Origin of the sequence: Halalkalibacterium halodurans, assembly GCF_005671335.1 — a bacterium.
Classification (GTDB): domain Bacteria; phylum Bacillota; class Bacilli; order Bacillales; family Bacillaceae_D; genus Halalkalibacterium; species Halalkalibacterium halodurans.
In genome coordinates this window covers 2,666,615-2,682,319 of sequence record NZ_CP040441.1, presented here as the reverse complement: position 1 = coordinate 2,682,319, position 15,705 = coordinate 2,666,615, and the positions used below count along the sequence as shown (strand labels likewise).

Annotated in this window: 15 protein-coding genes and 1 other annotated feature; all 15 genes read left to right on the top strand. The window is 45.4% G+C overall.

What is annotated here, in order from left to right; genetic code table 11:
* The first annotated feature begins 123 nt into the window (after positions 1-123).
* The 15 genes from FED51_RS12945 (at position 124) to FED51_RS12875 (ending at position 15,676) form a co-directional block, all read left to right on the top strand.
* Positions 124-1,341 (top strand): ISL3-like element IS651 family transposase, encoded by a 1,218-nt coding sequence (locus FED51_RS12945; RefSeq protein WP_138090144.1) that lies wholly within the window; start codon positions 124-126, stop codon positions 1,339-1,341.
* Positions 1,342-1,969: 628 nt separating this feature from the next.
* Positions 1,970-2,887, top strand: coding sequence for a sigma-E processing peptidase SpoIIGA (spoIIGA, locus tag FED51_RS12940; protein WP_053430909.1), 918 nt, complete (start codon positions 1,970-1,972; stop codon positions 2,885-2,887).
* Positions 2,888-2,901: 14 nt separating this feature from the next.
* Positions 2,902-3,615: an RNA polymerase sporulation sigma factor SigE gene (sigE, locus tag FED51_RS12935; protein ID WP_010898707.1), complete on the top strand. Its 714-nt coding sequence runs from the start codon at positions 2,902-2,904 to the stop codon at positions 3,613-3,615.
* A gap of 69 nt (positions 3,616-3,684) precedes the next feature.
* Entirely contained in the window at positions 3,685-4,551 is an 867-nt protein-coding gene (sigG, locus tag FED51_RS12930; protein ID WP_407901204.1) for an RNA polymerase sporulation sigma factor SigG, read from the top strand.
* 306 nt (positions 4,552-4,857) lie between these two features.
* Complete coding sequence (locus tag FED51_RS12925; protein ID WP_010898704.1) at positions 4,858-5,655, top strand: TerC family protein; 798 nt, start codon at positions 4,858-4,860, stop codon at positions 5,653-5,655.
* 197 nt (positions 5,656-5,852) lie between these two features.
* Positions 5,853-6,134, top strand: a complete 282-nt coding sequence (locus FED51_RS12920; protein ID WP_010898703.1) for a YlmC/YmxH family sporulation protein — start codon at positions 5,853-5,855, stop codon at positions 6,132-6,134.
* 182 nt (positions 6,135-6,316) lie between these two features.
* On the top strand, positions 6,317-7,138 hold the full coding sequence (gene pgeF, locus FED51_RS12915; RefSeq protein ID WP_053430910.1) for a peptidoglycan editing factor PgeF: 822 nt from the start codon (positions 6,317-6,319) through the stop codon (positions 7,136-7,138).
* Between the two features lie 41 nt (positions 7,139-7,179).
* On the top strand, positions 7,180-7,866 hold the full coding sequence (locus FED51_RS12910) for a YggS family pyridoxal phosphate-dependent enzyme (protein WP_053430911.1): 687 nt from the start codon (positions 7,180-7,182) through the stop codon (positions 7,864-7,866).
* Positions 7,867-7,886: 20 nt separating this feature from the next.
* Positions 7,887-8,342 (top strand): cell division protein SepF, encoded by a 456-nt coding sequence (locus FED51_RS12905; RefSeq protein ID WP_053430912.1) that lies wholly within the window; start codon positions 7,887-7,889, stop codon positions 8,340-8,342.
* 36 nt (positions 8,343-8,378) lie between these two features.
* Positions 8,379-8,633 (top strand): YggT family protein, encoded by a 255-nt coding sequence (locus FED51_RS12900; protein WP_053430913.1) that lies wholly within the window; start codon positions 8,379-8,381, stop codon positions 8,631-8,633.
* Positions 8,634-8,659: 26 nt separating this feature from the next.
* Positions 8,660-9,436, top strand: coding sequence for a YlmH family RNA-binding protein (locus tag FED51_RS12895; RefSeq protein WP_053430914.1), 777 nt, complete (start codon positions 8,660-8,662; stop codon positions 9,434-9,436).
* A 110-nt stretch (positions 9,437-9,546) separates the two neighbouring features.
* The gene (locus FED51_RS12890) at positions 9,547-10,044 is read left to right on the top strand and encodes a DivIVA domain-containing protein (protein ID WP_010898697.1); all 498 of its coding nucleotides are present in this window, start codon (positions 9,547-9,549) and stop codon (positions 10,042-10,044) included.
* A gap of 88 nt (positions 10,045-10,132) precedes the next feature.
* Positions 10,133-10,365, top strand: a binding site (T-box leader).
* Between the two features lie 95 nt (positions 10,366-10,460).
* Complete coding sequence (ileS, locus tag FED51_RS12885; RefSeq protein ID WP_053430915.1) at positions 10,461-13,226, top strand: isoleucine--tRNA ligase; 2,766 nt, start codon at positions 10,461-10,463, stop codon at positions 13,224-13,226.
* 179 nt (positions 13,227-13,405) lie between these two features.
* The gene (locus FED51_RS12880) at positions 13,406-14,623 is read left to right on the top strand and encodes an ISL3-like element IS651 family transposase (RefSeq protein ID WP_138090576.1); all 1,218 of its coding nucleotides are present in this window, start codon (positions 13,406-13,408) and stop codon (positions 14,621-14,623) included.
* Positions 14,624-15,013: 390 nt separating this feature from the next.
* Positions 15,014-15,676, top strand: coding sequence for a TraR/DksA C4-type zinc finger protein (locus FED51_RS12875; RefSeq protein WP_053430916.1), 663 nt, complete (start codon positions 15,014-15,016; stop codon positions 15,674-15,676).
* Positions 15,677-15,705: the final 29 nt, after the last annotated feature.

The window sequence follows — 15,705 nt, the reverse complement described above, 5'->3', positions numbered from 1 at the left end:
CAGGCTCTACAATAAATGTTGGGGTTTTTGCACAAAAGAGGGCAAAAAAAATGCACGCAGGCTCCTTTATCCATTATCCTTGAATTGCCGAGAAACAAAGAAAGGATAGGAGCTGCGTGTACGATGAATTTTACCATGGATTTGCCCGGATTAAAAGGTGTGAAGGTCACAAAGATGGAGGAACGAGAGGACTTTATCGCGCTCCATGTAGAAATGCCGCGAACGCCTCATCGTTGCCCATCCTGCGGGGAGAGAACCGAGAGAATCCATGATTACCGCATCCAAAAAGTTCAACATCTCAAGCTCTTTGAACGGTGGGTGTATCTATTCTATCGAAAGCGCCGGTACGCGTGCAGATGCGGGAAGCGGTTTGCGGAGAAAGCCTGTTTTGTAGAGCGATATCAGCGTCAGACAGTAGAATGGAATCAAGCGTTTCGCTTACGGCTCATTCAAGGGAAGAACTTTACGGACACAGCGAATCAATTCCAAACGTCCGTGACAACTGCCATGCGCCGGTTTGATCAATTGGCGGCCCCCCTCGTGAAGAAGGTGGATCACCTTCCTCCTCGGATTGCGATTGATGATTACAAAGGGGATACGAATGCGGGGAAATATCAAGTGATCATTGCGGATGCAGATACACGGAAGCCACTGGATATCTTACCGGATCGTAAAGCCGATACGCTTAAACGATATCTTCAAGAGAAGGGTCATCATGTGAAAACAGTCGTGATGGATCTCAGTTATACCTTCAAGTCGGCTGTTCAAAAGGCCTTAGGCCACCCGCTCATCATTGGGGATCCGTTCCATTTCTGTCGTTACATCTACTGGGCTCTGGAAGGGGTTCGCCGCCGAGTGCAAAAAGCGTTCCATCCGTATCATCGAAAACGATGTAAACGGATCAAACATCTGTTTCAGAAAGAGAGAGAAGGACTGGATGATAAGCAAAAGAAGAAGGTGGAGCGGTACTTAGAGCTATCCCCTGATTTAAGGGAAGCGTATGAGCTAAAAGAACATTTTCGTCAGTGGTATCAAGAAGCGAAGATGCAAGGAAGGGAAGGACGAATGAGCGAGGTGAAGCAAGGTCTCTACGCCTTTTACCGAAGAGTGGAGGCGAGCCCGTTAAAGGAGTTCCACCGAGCCATTCAGACGCTGAAGAACTGGCAGACCGAGATCTTGAATAGCCTCGCGTTTGGCTTAAACAATGGTTTTATTGAAGGACTGAATAATCAAACGAAGGTGATTAAGAGAAATGCCTTTGGTTTTCGGCGTTATGATCGCTTGCGAAACCGTATTCTCTTGCATCATCAATTCAAACATCAGACATTCGGGGTAGGATAAGAGGGGCTCGCCCTCCTATGCCACCCCAACATTTGACTAAGAACCTTTTTTCAATTAACTCCGATGGTTTCCTTCCTTGCTTTAGGCACTTCGTATGGAATGGGCATTCTGAGCCAGCTTCACATTCACACTGCCATATCCAGCGCAATATTAAATTCTTAAGGGTACTATCACTAGAATCATATTGTCATGTTTAAACATAAGGATACAACCGATTCTGTTTTAATGTGGTGACACTAACTTTATCAGAAGGTGTTCTTTTTGTGTATACGCATTACTAGACGGACGTTTTCAAGTTAATTGTCAAAGTACGAGACGCCTGCGGGAAAAGCAAGAGCTGAAGATCCATCGGGCGATTTCCTCCGATTAACTGAAGCCTTGCCCCCGGCAAGCGAGTGATTTTTGACACAATCAACCCTTATAAAAAAACAGCTGTTAGCAACTGTGTTTTGTCTCAGCCTCTTTTCATACTTACAATTGCTCTTTTATTTTTATTGGGCAATATTTCCCGCTGACAAAAAAACTGAAAATCTCTCAAAATAACTAGCTTGTCCCCGTCATAAACTGACAGACTTTCCCTTCTCTCTTGTTTTATACTAGGTTCATCTTGATGGAAGAGGAGGAAGAGATGACCTTATATGCGGATGTTATATGGTTGCTCAACTTGTGCATTGATTATTTGCTTATTGCCTTGACGGCAATTTTGCTGAAGCGACCGTTCCAGCAGTTTCGGTTTATCTGTGCTTCCTTCGTGGCTTCTCTCATCGTTGTCTTTATGTTTACCCCGGTGGCGGACTTCTTTCTCCAGCCGATCGTCAAAGGGCTCTATTCAGCTCTCATTGTTTGGATTGCATTTGGGTATCAGCGTTGGCGTTTCTTTCTTCAAGCGCTTTTCATGTTTTATTTCGTTACGTTTATGACAGGAGGTGGATTGTTCGCACTTCACTATTTTTGGCAAACAGAAATCCCGTTTTTTACAGATCACTCATTGACAAGCGGCTCCTTTGGCAGTGGGATTAGCTGGTTGTTTGTCTGTCTTGGTTTTCCTCTTGTATGGTATTTTTCAAAGCAACGTCTCGAGACGATTGAAGTGAAAAAAGTTCAGTATGAACGACTAGTCGATGTAGAAGTTTGGCTCGAGCAATCGAAACTGACAATCCGGGGAATCATCGATAGCGGAAATCAGTTGCAAGACCCGTTTACGAAAGCACCGGTTATGATCATTCAAGCGGATGTGCTACGTGGGCAAATACCGGACGAATGGATTGAGCAAATGCTAAATGTTGAGTCGATCGGAACGACAGACGGTGATGAGCGGTTTATGAGGCGGATGTCTGTTATTCCTTATCGTGTAGTCGGACAACCACAGCGGTTGCTCGCTGTTTTCAAGCCTGACAGTGTACGGATCCGACATGAAGAGGAATGGATGACTGTGTCTAAAGTGTTGATCGGCTTAAACAATAAGGCGCTATCGCCTGAGGACACGTACCAATGTATCGTTCACCCGAAAATGATCGTTCACGGAATAACCGATAAACTTGCCTAAGGAGGAGACGTTCGTTGTTGAAATTAAAAGCGACTTTAATATGGTATCGACTGTTGTACCGGTTAGGGATGAAAGCAGATGAAATTTATTATATCGGTGGGAGTGAAGCCTTGCCCCCGCCTCTCTCAAAAGAGGAAGAGGCACACCTGCTCAAAAAGCTTCCGAGTGGTGACAAGGCGGTGCGTTCCATGCTAATCGAACGGAATTTGCGTTTGGTTGTGTACATCGCCCGTAAGTTTGAAAATACGGGAATTAACATTGAAGATTTGATTAGCATCGGAACGATTGGCTTAATTAAAGCAGTGAATACGTTCAACCCTGAGAAAAAAATTAAACTAGCCACTTATGCCTCGCGTTGTATCGAAAATGAAATTCTCATGTATCTGCGTCGCAATAATAAAATCCGTTCCGAAGTGTCTTTCGATGAACCGTTAAATATTGATTGGGATGGGAATGAGCTTCTTCTATCCGATGTCCTTGGAACCGATGATGACATCATCACTCGTGGAATAGAAGAAAAGGTCGATCGTAAGCTGCTCATGAAAGCTTTACATACGTTAACCGATCGGGAGAAGCAAATTATGGAACTCCGCTTCGGCTTAGCGGGAGGAGAGGAAAAAACGCAAAAAGATGTAGCTGACCTTCTTGGGATTTCACAATCATATATCTCTCGATTAGAGAAGCGAATCATCAAACGGCTGCAAAAAGAATTCAATAAAATGGTGTGAATTCAGAATATATGTTTTTTTTCGGGCTGCTGACTGATATGAACACGATTTAATTTTTCCTCCTTTTCTATGGTCAAACGCTTGTGCATATTTTTCCCTCCTAAGGAGATACTTTACGTGACATCATCTCCCATGTTAGGAGGGACAGCGTTGACACGAAACAAAGTTGAAATTTGTGGTGTCGATACATCCAAGCTACCAGTGTTGAAAAATCAAGAAATGAGAGAGCTGTTCGCACGATTACAAAGTGGAGATACGAGCGCCAGAGAAACGCTAGTCAATGGAAATCTTCGCTTAGTTTTAAGCGTCATTCAGCGATTTAATAATCGCGGGGAATACGTGGATGATTTGTTTCAAGTCGGTTGTATCGGCTTAATGAAATCGATCGACAACTTCGATTTAAGCCAAAATGTCAAATTTTCAACGTACGCCGTTCCTATGATTATCGGGGAAATTCGTCGCTACTTACGCGACAACAACCCTATCCGAGTATCACGGTCACTCCGGGACATTGCGTACAAGGCCCTTCAAGTTAGAGATCAACTCATGGGAGAAAAGCAGCGTGAAAAGGAACCGACCGTACAAGAGATCGCCAAGGAATTAGGCGTGCCAAAAGAGGACGTGGTGTTCGCCCTTGACGCGATACAAGACCCTGTTTCTCTCTTTGAGCCCATTTATAACGATGGCGGCGACCCTATTTATGTCATGGATCAAATCAGTGATGATCGTAATAAGGATGTTCAATGGGTTGATGAAATTGCCTTAAAGGAAGCAATGGTGAGGCTCAATGACAGGGAAAAGTTAATTTTAAACATGCGTTTTTATCAAGGGAAAACGCAAATGGAAGTAGCAGAAGAGATTGGCATCTCCCAAGCGCAAGTATCAAGACTAGAAAAAGCGGCTATCCAACAGATGAGTAAACATGCACAAAGTTAACGATGTGTGCATATGCTAAAGGTTTTTCATAAAAAATGGTTGACCGCGGACCTGTTCTTGGATAAAATGTAGCTATCAACTACATAGCTTTTAAGGGGAGTAGCTAATTACAATAAAGTCGTCATGACAGGGATCTCCCATAAATCCCTCGGCTTTATTGGCAACGGATATACGGTTGTTAGCAAGACCTTTACCAAATGGGGTAAAGGTCTTTTCCTATGCTTTTTTAGACCTTTGCCTATGGGGCAAAGGTCTTTTTCGTAGGAAAGCAGCTTTACAGAAAAAGAACTAAAGGGAGTGGGCGTCATGGAATTATCATTAGTACTAGAATACAGTTGGGTCATCCTCGTCTTAATTGTGTTGGAAGGGCTGCTCGCTGCAGATAACGCACTCGTGCTTGCTGTCATGGTTAAACATTTGCCAGAAGAAAAGCGAAAGAAAGCTTTATTTTATGGATTAGCTGGAGCGTTTTTGTTCCGCTTCGCTTCACTGTTTGCGATTTCGTTCTTAATCGACATTTGGCAGCTACAAGCGATTGGGGCGCTTTACTTAATGTTTATTGCCGTTAATCATATTGTCCGAAAGGTATGGTTACGCGGGCACGAAGAAGTAGCGGCAGCGACAGAAAAACCGGTGAAAAAAGCGGGATTTTGGACGACGGTATTAAAAGTAGAAATCGCTGATATTGCGTTTGCCGTTGACTCGATTTTGGCAGCGGTAGCGATCGCCGTTAGTTTGCCGAAAACGAACCTCCCGACCATTGGTGGGATGGATGGCGGACATTTCATCGTCGTGTTTATTGGTGGGTTTATGGGTGTCGTCATCATGCGATTTGCGGCTAACTTGTTTGTTACGCTATTGCAGAAAAAGCCAGGGCTTGAGATTGCTGCATTCTTAATTGTCGGCTGGGTAGGTGTCAAATTAACGGTCTTCACTTTATCTCATCCAACGTTAGCGATTTTACCTGAAGGGTTTGCCGCGTCTTCGGCTTGGAAAATTACGTTTTACGTCGTGTTAATTGGGATTGCGGTAGCTGGGTGGTTTTTATCAAAAGAGGTTGAGCATGTGGAAAAGCAAGAAAAGAACGATGTCACGAGTGCGTGATGTCGTTTTTTTCTTTATAAAGGGCATTAACACTTGATGGTAAGCCAAGTTGTTCTAACCCACGTGTGGTTCATAGAAAGACCATTTGACGCAAACAATGTTTGCCATCTTTCGAGAGGCCGAACGGCATTATCATAAAAGGGATAAGGACGATCATATAATTGAAAGAGCTCCTTATTATGAAAGGCGGTAGAAACATGTTGAAAATATCCGACTTACAAGCGAAAGATATTGTGAATATGGAAAATGGGAGACGTCTTGGAACCATTACCGATCTAGACATTAATTTAACGACAGGGCAAATCTCTTCGTTAGTCATTGGCGGTGGGGGGAAGGTGATGGGGCTGTTTGGTCGGGGGGAAGATGAGGTCGTCATCCCATGGAAAAACATTATTAAAATTGGATCTGATGTCATTTTAGTCGAAGTCCCACAGTTTAATGACCGCTTTAAGCCGAAGAGTTTTGAACGCCGTTCGTAACAAACAGCGGAACAAACATTTATCAGACATTGCTTATTGTGACATGCCCCTTTCGCTAATCGCTAAAATTTTCCGTTATGATGCGATTTTTCGTTCCTTGAGAAGAGAAAAATATGTTAAACTATAGACACGCATGTAAGTTTTTATCGAAATAGCAAAAACAAAAAGAGGGTCGTGAAAAAATGGAACCCTTTCAACAAGTGAGTAACCGATTTTTTGAACTTTCAGAATGGACTCGTAAAAATCCGCAGCTGCGGGTCGGATTTACGACACGGCTTGATGGAGTAAGTAGCCCCCCTTATGACTCGCTCAACCTCGGTCTTCATGTGGGGGATGATGAACAAGCGGTGATCCAAAATAGGGAGCTACTCGCGGCGGAATTACAAGTGCCCCTCTCGCAATGGGTGTTTGCCGAGCAAATACACGGAAGCGAAGTGGTACACGTGACCGCACACGATCGGGGAGCTGGCGCCTTTGAACGGCAATCGGCGCTGAAAGGTGCAGACGGTCTATATACATCGGATCAAGGAATATTGTTGTGTAGCTTGTATGCCGATTGTGTGCCACTCTATTTTTACGCGGAACATAGAGGAGCTATCTACATCGGGTTAGCCCATGCTGGCTGGAAAGGCACCGTCGGGCAAATCGGCGCCAAGCTAGTTCATGCATGGACTGAGCGTTTCCACCTGCCGAAGGAAGCGATCCATGCAGCGATTGGCCCTTCGATATCGTGTGAAGCATATGAAGTCGATCAAGTCGTCATTGATCAAATCGACCGCGCCCTGTCCTCCGAGGCAACGCGTCCATACGTAAAAAGGGAAGAGGGACGCTACCAGTTAGATTTGAAAGCTTGCAACGAGCAACTCCTCATTGATGCAGGGCTTGAAAAGGCGCAAATTCTAGTTTCATCCCACTGCTCTGCTCAGTCAAACTTGTTATTTTCTCACCGACATGAAGGGGGAAAAACTGGGCGAATGATGAGTTTTATTGGCGTTTTTTCGTGAATTCATCTATCGAACGTTCACCATAGAAAGGAGCCCATTCAGTGTCTGTGAAAGATCAGTTAAAGCAAATTCAAGAGCAAGTGAATGAAGCATGTGAGCGAGCTGGACGCAACCCTCATGACGTTCACATTATTGCTGTAACGAAATATGTAAGTGAGGCGAGGACACGAGAAGCCCTTGAAGCAGGTATCACGCATATAGGAGAAAACCGCGTCGAAGGTGGCGTTGAGAAGCGACGCGCGTTTCCTAACGAAGGTACGTGGCATTTTATCGGCAGTCTCCAGTCAAAAAAAGTGAAGAAAATGATCGCCGATTTTGACTATTTACACTCACTTGACCGATTATCGCTAGCAAAGGAAATCGATCGGCGCTTGCCGGATGGACAAGCTTTAAATTGTTTCGTCCAAGTAAATGTATCTGGAGAACAATCCAAATCCGGCTTAAAGCCAGAGGAGGTTCTTCCATTCATCGAGGAGTTACAAACCTATCCGAGCATTCGGGTCGTAGGCTTGATGACGATGGCTCCATTTGTGGAAGACCCTGAAGACACGCGGTGGGTCTTTCGCGAACTTCGTCATCTTCGCGATGAAGTGCAGGCGAAAAGGTTTGATCATGCCCCTTGCTCGGAGCTTTCGATGGGTATGTCCAATGATTTTATCGTAGCGATCGAAGAAGGAGCGACGTTTGTTCGAATCGGGACCGCGCTCGTCGGAAAAGAAGTGGATTAATTGAAGGGAGGTTCTGCTGTATGGGAATGAAGTCAAAATTCAAACGTTTTTTCGAATTGGACGATGATGCCTCAATGTATGAAGAAGAAGCGGTAAGCCGCGATTTCGTGGAAGAGGTTGAGGAACCTAGGCGCAGGTCACGCACTGGCGTGAAACAAGAACGAGAAACAGGTCAAAATGTCGTTAGTTTGCAAAGTGTGCAAAAAACCGCAAAAGTCGTTTTGCTTGAGCCAAGAACGTACGATGAGGCGCAAGAAATCGCCGATCAATTAAAAAATCGTAAAGCGGTCATTATTAATTTGCAGCGCATCTCCCATGAACAAGCGAAACGAGTGGTCGATTTTTTAAGCGGAACAGTGTATGCTATAGGAGGAGACATTCAAAAGCTGGGGATGAATATCTTTTTATGTACCCCTGATAATGTGGATGTTACAGGGACGATTACCGATATGATCCAGGATGGGTATCGGTCATAATCATCCCTCATTGTAACAAGAAAAGGTGGTGACACTTTGGCTACGATTGGTTCATTGCTTCTATGGGCAATCACAATTTATTCTTACATGATTATTGCATATATTCTCATGTCTTGGTTTCCAAACGCGAGGGAGTCATCGTTCGGTCAATTTTTAGGTTCTATCGTGGAGCCTTACTTGGCGCCGTTCCGCAAAATCATTCCTCCGCTCGGGATGATTGACATCTCTCCAATTGTCGCGATTTTTGCCCTGACGTTTGCTCGTTACGGTGTTCACGCGATCTTCTTTTAGAAACGAATAAGAGGCAAGGAGAATTCATGGATATCTATCAACATTTCCGGCCGGAAGAGCGCCCGTTTATTGACCAAGTGCTGGAGTGGAAAGCTGATGTCTCCATGCAATACACTTGGAAACGAACAGACTTTCTCGACCCCCGGGAGCAGGAAATCGTTGGCGCATTAGTTGGACGGAACGATGACGTAAGCGTATCATTTTGGGGCGGTTCGGAGCATGCTGAACGGAAGCGGGCTTGTTTGATCCCGCCCTATCTGGAGTTGGCCGAAGAGGACTATGGATTGACGTTATTCGAGCTTTCTTATCCGAAAAAATTTCTCACCATTGATCATCGTCAAGTGCTCGGTGCTTGTATGAGCTTAGGCGTTAAACGAGAAAAGTTCGGAGATATTCTCGTAGCCGATGAGCGCATTCAGCTTGTTGTGGCAACGGAAATCGCAGAATTTGTTCGCCTTCATTTAACGAGTGTCGGTAAAGCACAGGTGGAGATGGTGGAGCTTGGTTTTGAGCAAATGTTAGTTACAACCGAAAGCTGGCATGAACGAACAGCGACTGTTTCCTCCTTGCGCCTAGATGCCGTGATCGGTGAAATGCTTTCTCTTTCACGGGCGAAGGCAGCGGAGCTTGTAGAAAAAGGGCGCGTAAAAGTAAACTGGAAGCTAGTCGAATCGGGAGCTTTAACCCTTCAAGCTGGGGATCACATATCTGTACGCGGCTTTGGCCGCCATAAGCTTTTAGAGGTAGAAGGAAAGACGAAGAAAGATAAATTCCGGCTTCGTATTGGACGGATGGGACATTAGCCGTACATAAATGGGGCAAAAGGGCCCCTCGTGGCATGCAGGAGTTTTTCGCATAATGTCGAACAAGGTTTTTTAAGAATGTTGCTACTATTGTGATGGAGGTGCTGACTATGCCTTTAACCCCTTTAGATATTCACAACAAAGAGTTTACCCGTGGTTTTAGAGGGTATGATGAAGATGAGGTGAATGAGTTTCTTGATCAAATCATTAAAGATTATGAAGCTGTTCTCCGGGAAAAGAAAGAACTGTTTGACCGAGTGACCGATCTCGATGAGAAGCTCGAACATTTCCAAAACATCGAGGAAACGTTAAATAAATCGATTTTGGTCGCTCAAGAATCGGCGGAGGAGGTTCGCCGTAACGCGCAAAAAGAAGCGCAGTTGATCGTGAAGGAAGCGGAAAAGAACGCCGATCGCATCATCAATGATGCTCTGGCGAAATCGCGCAAAATTATGCTTGAAATGGAAGAGCTGAAAAAGCAAGCATCCGTTTATAAAATGCGTTTTAAAATGTTAATTGAAGCCCAGCTTGAAATGCTGAACACGGACGACTGGGATGAGGTAACCGAAGATTCTGGCGATGAGCGTTCAGAAGAATACGCTGAGTAGAAGGGAGCTTTGTAAAAAGCAGCTTAGATCTACTTGCGTTCTTTTTAGCTCTCGCATATAATGAATTTTAATTAAAAAAGCGAACATACAATGGACGATGAGAGGGACAGTACACGTCACCCCTTCCTAAAGCGAGTCAGGGATGGTGGAAGCCTGATGGAACGTGAATGTGGAAAATCACCCTTTAGTTTTTGCACCGAACGATCGATGATTCAGTAGGCTGCAACAGGTCATGCCTGTTAACAATGACACGAGGGAACAAGCAAAGAATGTCGTTTGTTCACTAGGGTGGTACCGCGGGAATACCTTCTCGTCCCTAATGGGGATGGGGAGGTTTTTATTTGTTCCATTGAAAACAATCATTTCCGCCACAAGGCTGGCTGTAATGGAGTTGCAAATCATTAGGAGGAATGGAAATGGATTTTAAAGAAACATTGCTCATGCCAAAAACGGATTTCCCGATGCGGGGAAATTTGCCAAACCGTGAGCCGCAAATGCAGGAAGAATGGAAAGATATGAATATTTATGAGAAGGTGCAAGCACGGACGAAAGGTCGTCCACTGTTTGTGCTTCATGATGGACCACCTTATGCCAATGGTGACATCCATATGGGGCATGCACTGAATAAGGTTTTAAAGGATATGATTGTTCGCTATAAGTCCATGGCAGGTTTTCATGCTCCGTATGTTCCAGGGTGGGACACCCACGGCCTGCCGATTGAGCAAGCGTTAACGAAATCTGGTGTTGATCGCAAATCGATGAGTGTCGCCGAGTTCCGTAAGCTTTGTGAAGAATTCGCACGGAAGCAAATTGACCGCCAACGTGAACAATTTATGCGATTAGGTGTGCGCGGGGACTGGTGGAACCCTTACGTCACTTTAGATAAAGGCTTTGAAGCCCAGCAAGTAAAAGTGTTCGGGGAGATGGCGAAAAAAGGCTACATTTATAAAGGAAAAAAGCCTGTCTACTGGTCACCATCGTCAGAATCAGCGTTAGCGGAAGCGGAAATCGAATATCATGACAAACGCTCACCGTCGATTTACGTAGCTTTCCCAGTGAAAGATGGAAAGAACGTATTACAACAAGATGAAAAAATCGTCATCTGGACGACAACTCCGTGGACGATCCCAGCAAACTTAGGAATTGCCGTTCATCCTGAACTTGAATATAGCGTTGTCGCTGTGAAAGGCGAAAAATACGTCGTCGCGTCAGGACTTGTGGAAACACTCGAATCCGCTCTTGAATGGGAAAATCCAGAAATCTTGCGAACGATCAAAGGGGTAGATTTAGAATACGTCGTCGCTGAACATCCGATTTACGGCCGAGATTCCTTGGTTGTTTTAGGGGATCATGTCACGTTAGATGCCGGTACAGGATGCGTCCATACAGCGCCTGGACACGGGGAAGAAGACTACATTGTCGGCCAAAAGTACGGTTTAGACGTGTTATGTCCAGTTGATGACAAAGGGTACATGACCGCTGAAGCACCTGGCTTTGAAGGATTATTTTATGACGAAGCGAACAAACCGATCACGCAAAAGTTAGATGAGTGCGGTGCGCTCCTAAAGCTAACGTTTATCACCCACTCTTATGCCCATGACTGGCGGACAAAAAAGCCGGTCATTTACCGGGCGACGGCTCAGTGGTTCGCATCGATTGAAAACTTCCGTGACGAATTGTTGAGAGCGATTCAGGAAGTGAAGTGGGTTCCAGAGTGGGGGGAAACGCGCCTCTACAACATGGTACGTGACCGCGGTGATTGGTGTATTTCACGTCAACGCGTATGGGGTGTGCCGATTCCGATTTTCTATGGAGAGAATGGAGAACCGATCATTACGGATGAAACGATCAACCACGTATCAGAGCTATTTAGAAAGCACGGATCAAATGTTTGGTTTGAATGGGAGACGAAAGATTTACTTCCAGAAGGATTTACCCATGAATCAAGTCCGAATGGTCAATTCACACGAGAAATGGATATTATGGACGTTTGGTTCGATTCTGGCTCTAGCCATCAAGGGGTGCTCGTAGAGCGTGAGGAGTTAGATCGACCTGCGGATCTTTATTTAGAAGGCTCAGACCAGTATCGCGGTTGGTTCAACTCATCGTTATCAACAAGTGTAGCGATCACAGGAAAAGCACCTTACAAAGGGGTGCTAAGCCATGGCTTTACCCTTGATGGTGAAGGAAAGAAAATGAGTAAATCACTCGGAAATGTCGTCATTCCGAATGATGTAATGAAACAGCTTGGAGCCGATATTTTACGCCTTTGGGTCGCATCTGTCGACTATCAAGCAGATGTACGCGTATCGGATAAAATTTTGAAGCAAGTTTCGGAAGTATATCGGAAAATTCGCAACACCTATCGTTTCCTGCTTGGAAACTTACACGATTTTCATCCAGCAACGCACCGTGTGGCCATTGATCAGTTAAACGGACTTGATCGCTACATGCTTGCAAAATTAAACGATGTCATCAATCGTGTGAAAAAGGCATACGACGAGTACCAGTTCTCAACCGTATATCACGAGCTCCACAACTTCTGTACGATTGAGTTAAGCTCGTTCTATATGGATATTGCGAAAGATACCCTCTATGTGAAGCATGCTGACCATGCGGATCGAAGAGCTACGCAAACGGTCATGTATGATGTGCTCGTAGCACTGGCCAAACTCTTGTCCCCAATTATCCCCCATACGGCGGATGAAGTGTGGAAACATATCCCAGGTGTTGAAGAGGAGAGTGTCCAGCTGACGGATATGCCAGAACCGATCGAGCTTGGGGACGTGAGTGAATTAAAACAAAAATGGGATGCATTTATCAACGTTCGTGATGATGTTCTAAAGGCACTTGAAAATGCGCGAAATGAAAAGGTGATCGGCAAATCTTTAACGGCGGCCATTACGCTTTACGCTGATGGTGACGTCCGCCAGCTTTTAGAAGAGCTTGGGCCGTTAGATAAGTTGTTCATCGTGTCCGCTGTAAAAGTGGCTGGCTCTGTCGCGGATGCGCCAAAAGAAGCCGAGTCATATGGCGATTTAGCGATCGTTGTTGAAAAAGCAGCAGGCGAAACGTGTGAACGTTGTTGGGTTGTGAGCCCAACGGTCGGTACAAACAACGAGCATCCGACCCTTTGTGCGGATTGTGCGGAGACAGTGGCGACGTATTATGTAACAAAATAATCAAACAAAAAAACGAGGTCATTGACCTCGTTTTTTTGTTTGGGGATTTAAAGTTCTGGCTCTACAATAAATGTTGGGGTTTTTGCACAAAAGAGGGGCAAAAAAAATGCACGCAGGCTCCTTTATCCATTATCCTTGAATTGTCCAGAAACAAAGAAAGGATAGGAGCTGCGTGTACGATGAATTTTACCATGGATTTGCCCGGATTAAAAGGTGTGAAGGTCACAAAGATGGAGGAACGAGAGGGCTTTATCGCGCTCCATGTAGAAATGCCGCGAACGCCTCATCGTTGCCCATCCTGCGGGGAGAGAACCGAGAGAATCCATGATTACCGCATCCAAAAAGTTCAACATCTCAAGCTCTTTGAACGGTGGGTGTATCTATTCTATCGAAAGCGCCGGTACGCGTGCAGATGCGGGAAGCGGTTTGCGGAGAAAGCCTGTTTTGTAGAGCGATATCAGCGTCAGACAGTGGAATGGAATCAAGCGTTTCGCTTACGGCTCATTCAAGGGAAGAACTTTACGGACACAGCGAATCAATTCCAAACGTCCGTGACAACTGCCATGCGCCGGTTTGATCAATTGGCGGCCCCCCTCGTGAAGAAGGTGGATCACCTTCCTCCTCGGATTGCGATTGATGATTACAAAGGGGATACGAATGCGGGGAAATATCAAGTGATCATTGCGGATGCAGATACACGGAAGCCACTGGATATCTTACCGGATCGTAAAGCCGATACGCTTAAACGATATCTTCAAGAGAAGGGTCATCATGTGAAAACAGTCGTGATGGATCTCAGTTATACCTTCAAGTCGGCTGTTCAAAAGGCCTTAGGCCACCCGCTCATCATTGGGGATCCGTTCCATTTCTGTCGTTACATCTACTGGGCTCTGGAAGGGGTTCGCCGCCGAGTGCAAAAAGCGTTCCATCCGTATCATCGAAAACGATGTAAACGGATCAAACATCTGTTTCAGAAAGAGAGAGAAGGACTGGATGATAAGCAAAAGAAGAAGGTGGAGCGGTACTTAGAGCTATCCCCTGATTTAAGGGAAGCGTATGAGCTAAAAGAACATTTTCGTCAGTGGTATCAAGAAGCGAAGATGCAAGGAAGGGAAGGACGAATGAGCGAGGTGAAACAAGGGCTCTACGCCTTTTACCGAAGAGTGGAGGCGAGCCCGTTAAAGGAGTTCCACCGAGCCATTCAGACGCTGAAGAACTGGCAGACCGAGATCTTGAATAGCCTCGCGTTTGGCTTAAACAATGGTTTTATTGAAGGACTGAATAATCAAACGAAGGTGATTAAGAGAAATGCCTTTGGTTTTCGGCGTTATGATCGCTTGCGAAACCGTATTCTCTTGCATCATCAATTCAAACATCAGACATTCGGGGTAGGATAAGAGGGGCTCGCCCTCCTATGCCACCCCAACATTTGACTAAGAACCAAAGTTCTAGCATCTATAATGGCAAACGAATAATGACCTTATGCAACTAAAATTTAAAAAATATACAGGATCATCGTTTTTGCATGCTTGAAAACTCTTGACAAATGTTGCTCGGGCTATCGTCACCTTTTTAAGGACAGACTACAAATGAAAAGCTACAATCTGTAGTTTTTTGACGCACAGGACGTGCTAATACAGCCGATGCCACAGGACGTGGCGCTATAGGCAGTGGACGCACAGGACGTGCTAATACAGCCGATGCCGCAGGGAGGCGTGCTTTGGGAAACTGACCGCTTAAAAGTGGACATGATCGTCTAACGATGCGCTGAAAAAGGGGAGGAGAGCATGCAACAATACGCGGAACTACGGGAGCGCTTAACAGAGAGAAAAGCCGCTCTTGAACAGCGCCTCAAGCAGTCGGGCGAGCTAGGAATGCAAGAGGAAAAAGGCACGCTCTCTGGATCGACAGGAGAGCTGTCGCAGTACGATAATCACCCGGCCGATACGGCGACCGATCTTTACGAGCGAGAGAAAGACATCGCCCTCTACGAACAGATGAGTCGAGAGTATGAAGAGATTAAACAAGCCTTAGATCGAATGGAAAATGGAACATATGGAATCTGTGAAAGAACGGGGGAACAAATTCCATATGAGCGTTTAGAGGCGAATCCAACGGCAAGGACGACCGTTGCCTATGGAAATGGCCAACTTCCAGCCAACAGACCGGTGGAGGAGGATGTGCTGGAGTCGTTTGATCGGTACAACTTTGATGAATCGGATGATGAAACCGAGTTTGACGCTGAGGATGCGTATCAAGCCGTCGGACGCTTCAATGAACTCGATATGGTGTTTGAAGATGCATCCTTGGATGAAGAGGACGAGCTCATTGGCTACGTGGAGGAAATTGAAGGATTTGTGTCGACGGGGATCGAAGGCTATAGTGGAGCAGAGAATGTCCAGTTTCAACGAAATGTTCATTACGATCAGTATATGAATCACTTGCGTTAGGAAGGATGAAGGAGGGACATTCCCCTCCT

Excerpts from the sequence above, each read along its gene's own strand:
- FED51_RS12945 (WP_138090144.1), top strand. The coding sequence starts at position 124 with ATGAATTTTACCATGGATTTGCCCGGATTAAAAGGTGTGAAGGTCACA.
- spoIIGA (WP_053430909.1), top strand. The coding sequence starts at position 1,970 with ATGACCTTATATGCGGATGTTATATGGTTGCTCAACTTGTGCATTGAT.
- sigG (WP_407901204.1), top strand. The coding sequence starts at position 3,685 with ATGGTCAAACGCTTGTGCATATTTTTCCCTCCTAAGGAGATACTTTAC.
- FED51_RS12925 (WP_010898704.1), top strand. The coding sequence starts at position 4,858 with ATGGAATTATCATTAGTACTAGAATACAGTTGGGTCATCCTCGTCTTA.
- FED51_RS12920 (WP_010898703.1), top strand. The coding sequence starts at position 5,853 with ATGTTGAAAATATCCGACTTACAAGCGAAAGATATTGTGAATATGGAA.
- pgeF (WP_053430910.1), top strand. The coding sequence starts at position 6,317 with ATGGAACCCTTTCAACAAGTGAGTAACCGATTTTTTGAACTTTCAGAA.
- FED51_RS12905 (WP_053430912.1), top strand. The coding sequence starts at position 7,887 with ATGGGAATGAAGTCAAAATTCAAACGTTTTTTCGAATTGGACGATGAT.
- FED51_RS12895 (WP_053430914.1), top strand. The coding sequence starts at position 8,660 with ATGGATATCTATCAACATTTCCGGCCGGAAGAGCGCCCGTTTATTGAC.
- FED51_RS12890 (WP_010898697.1), top strand. The coding sequence starts at position 9,547 with ATGCCTTTAACCCCTTTAGATATTCACAACAAAGAGTTTACCCGTGGT.
- ileS (WP_053430915.1), top strand. The coding sequence starts at position 10,461 with ATGGATTTTAAAGAAACATTGCTCATGCCAAAAACGGATTTCCCGATG.
- FED51_RS12880 (WP_138090576.1), top strand. The coding sequence starts at position 13,406 with ATGAATTTTACCATGGATTTGCCCGGATTAAAAGGTGTGAAGGTCACA.
- FED51_RS12875 (WP_053430916.1), top strand. The coding sequence starts at position 15,014 with ATGCAACAATACGCGGAACTACGGGAGCGCTTAACAGAGAGAAAAGCC.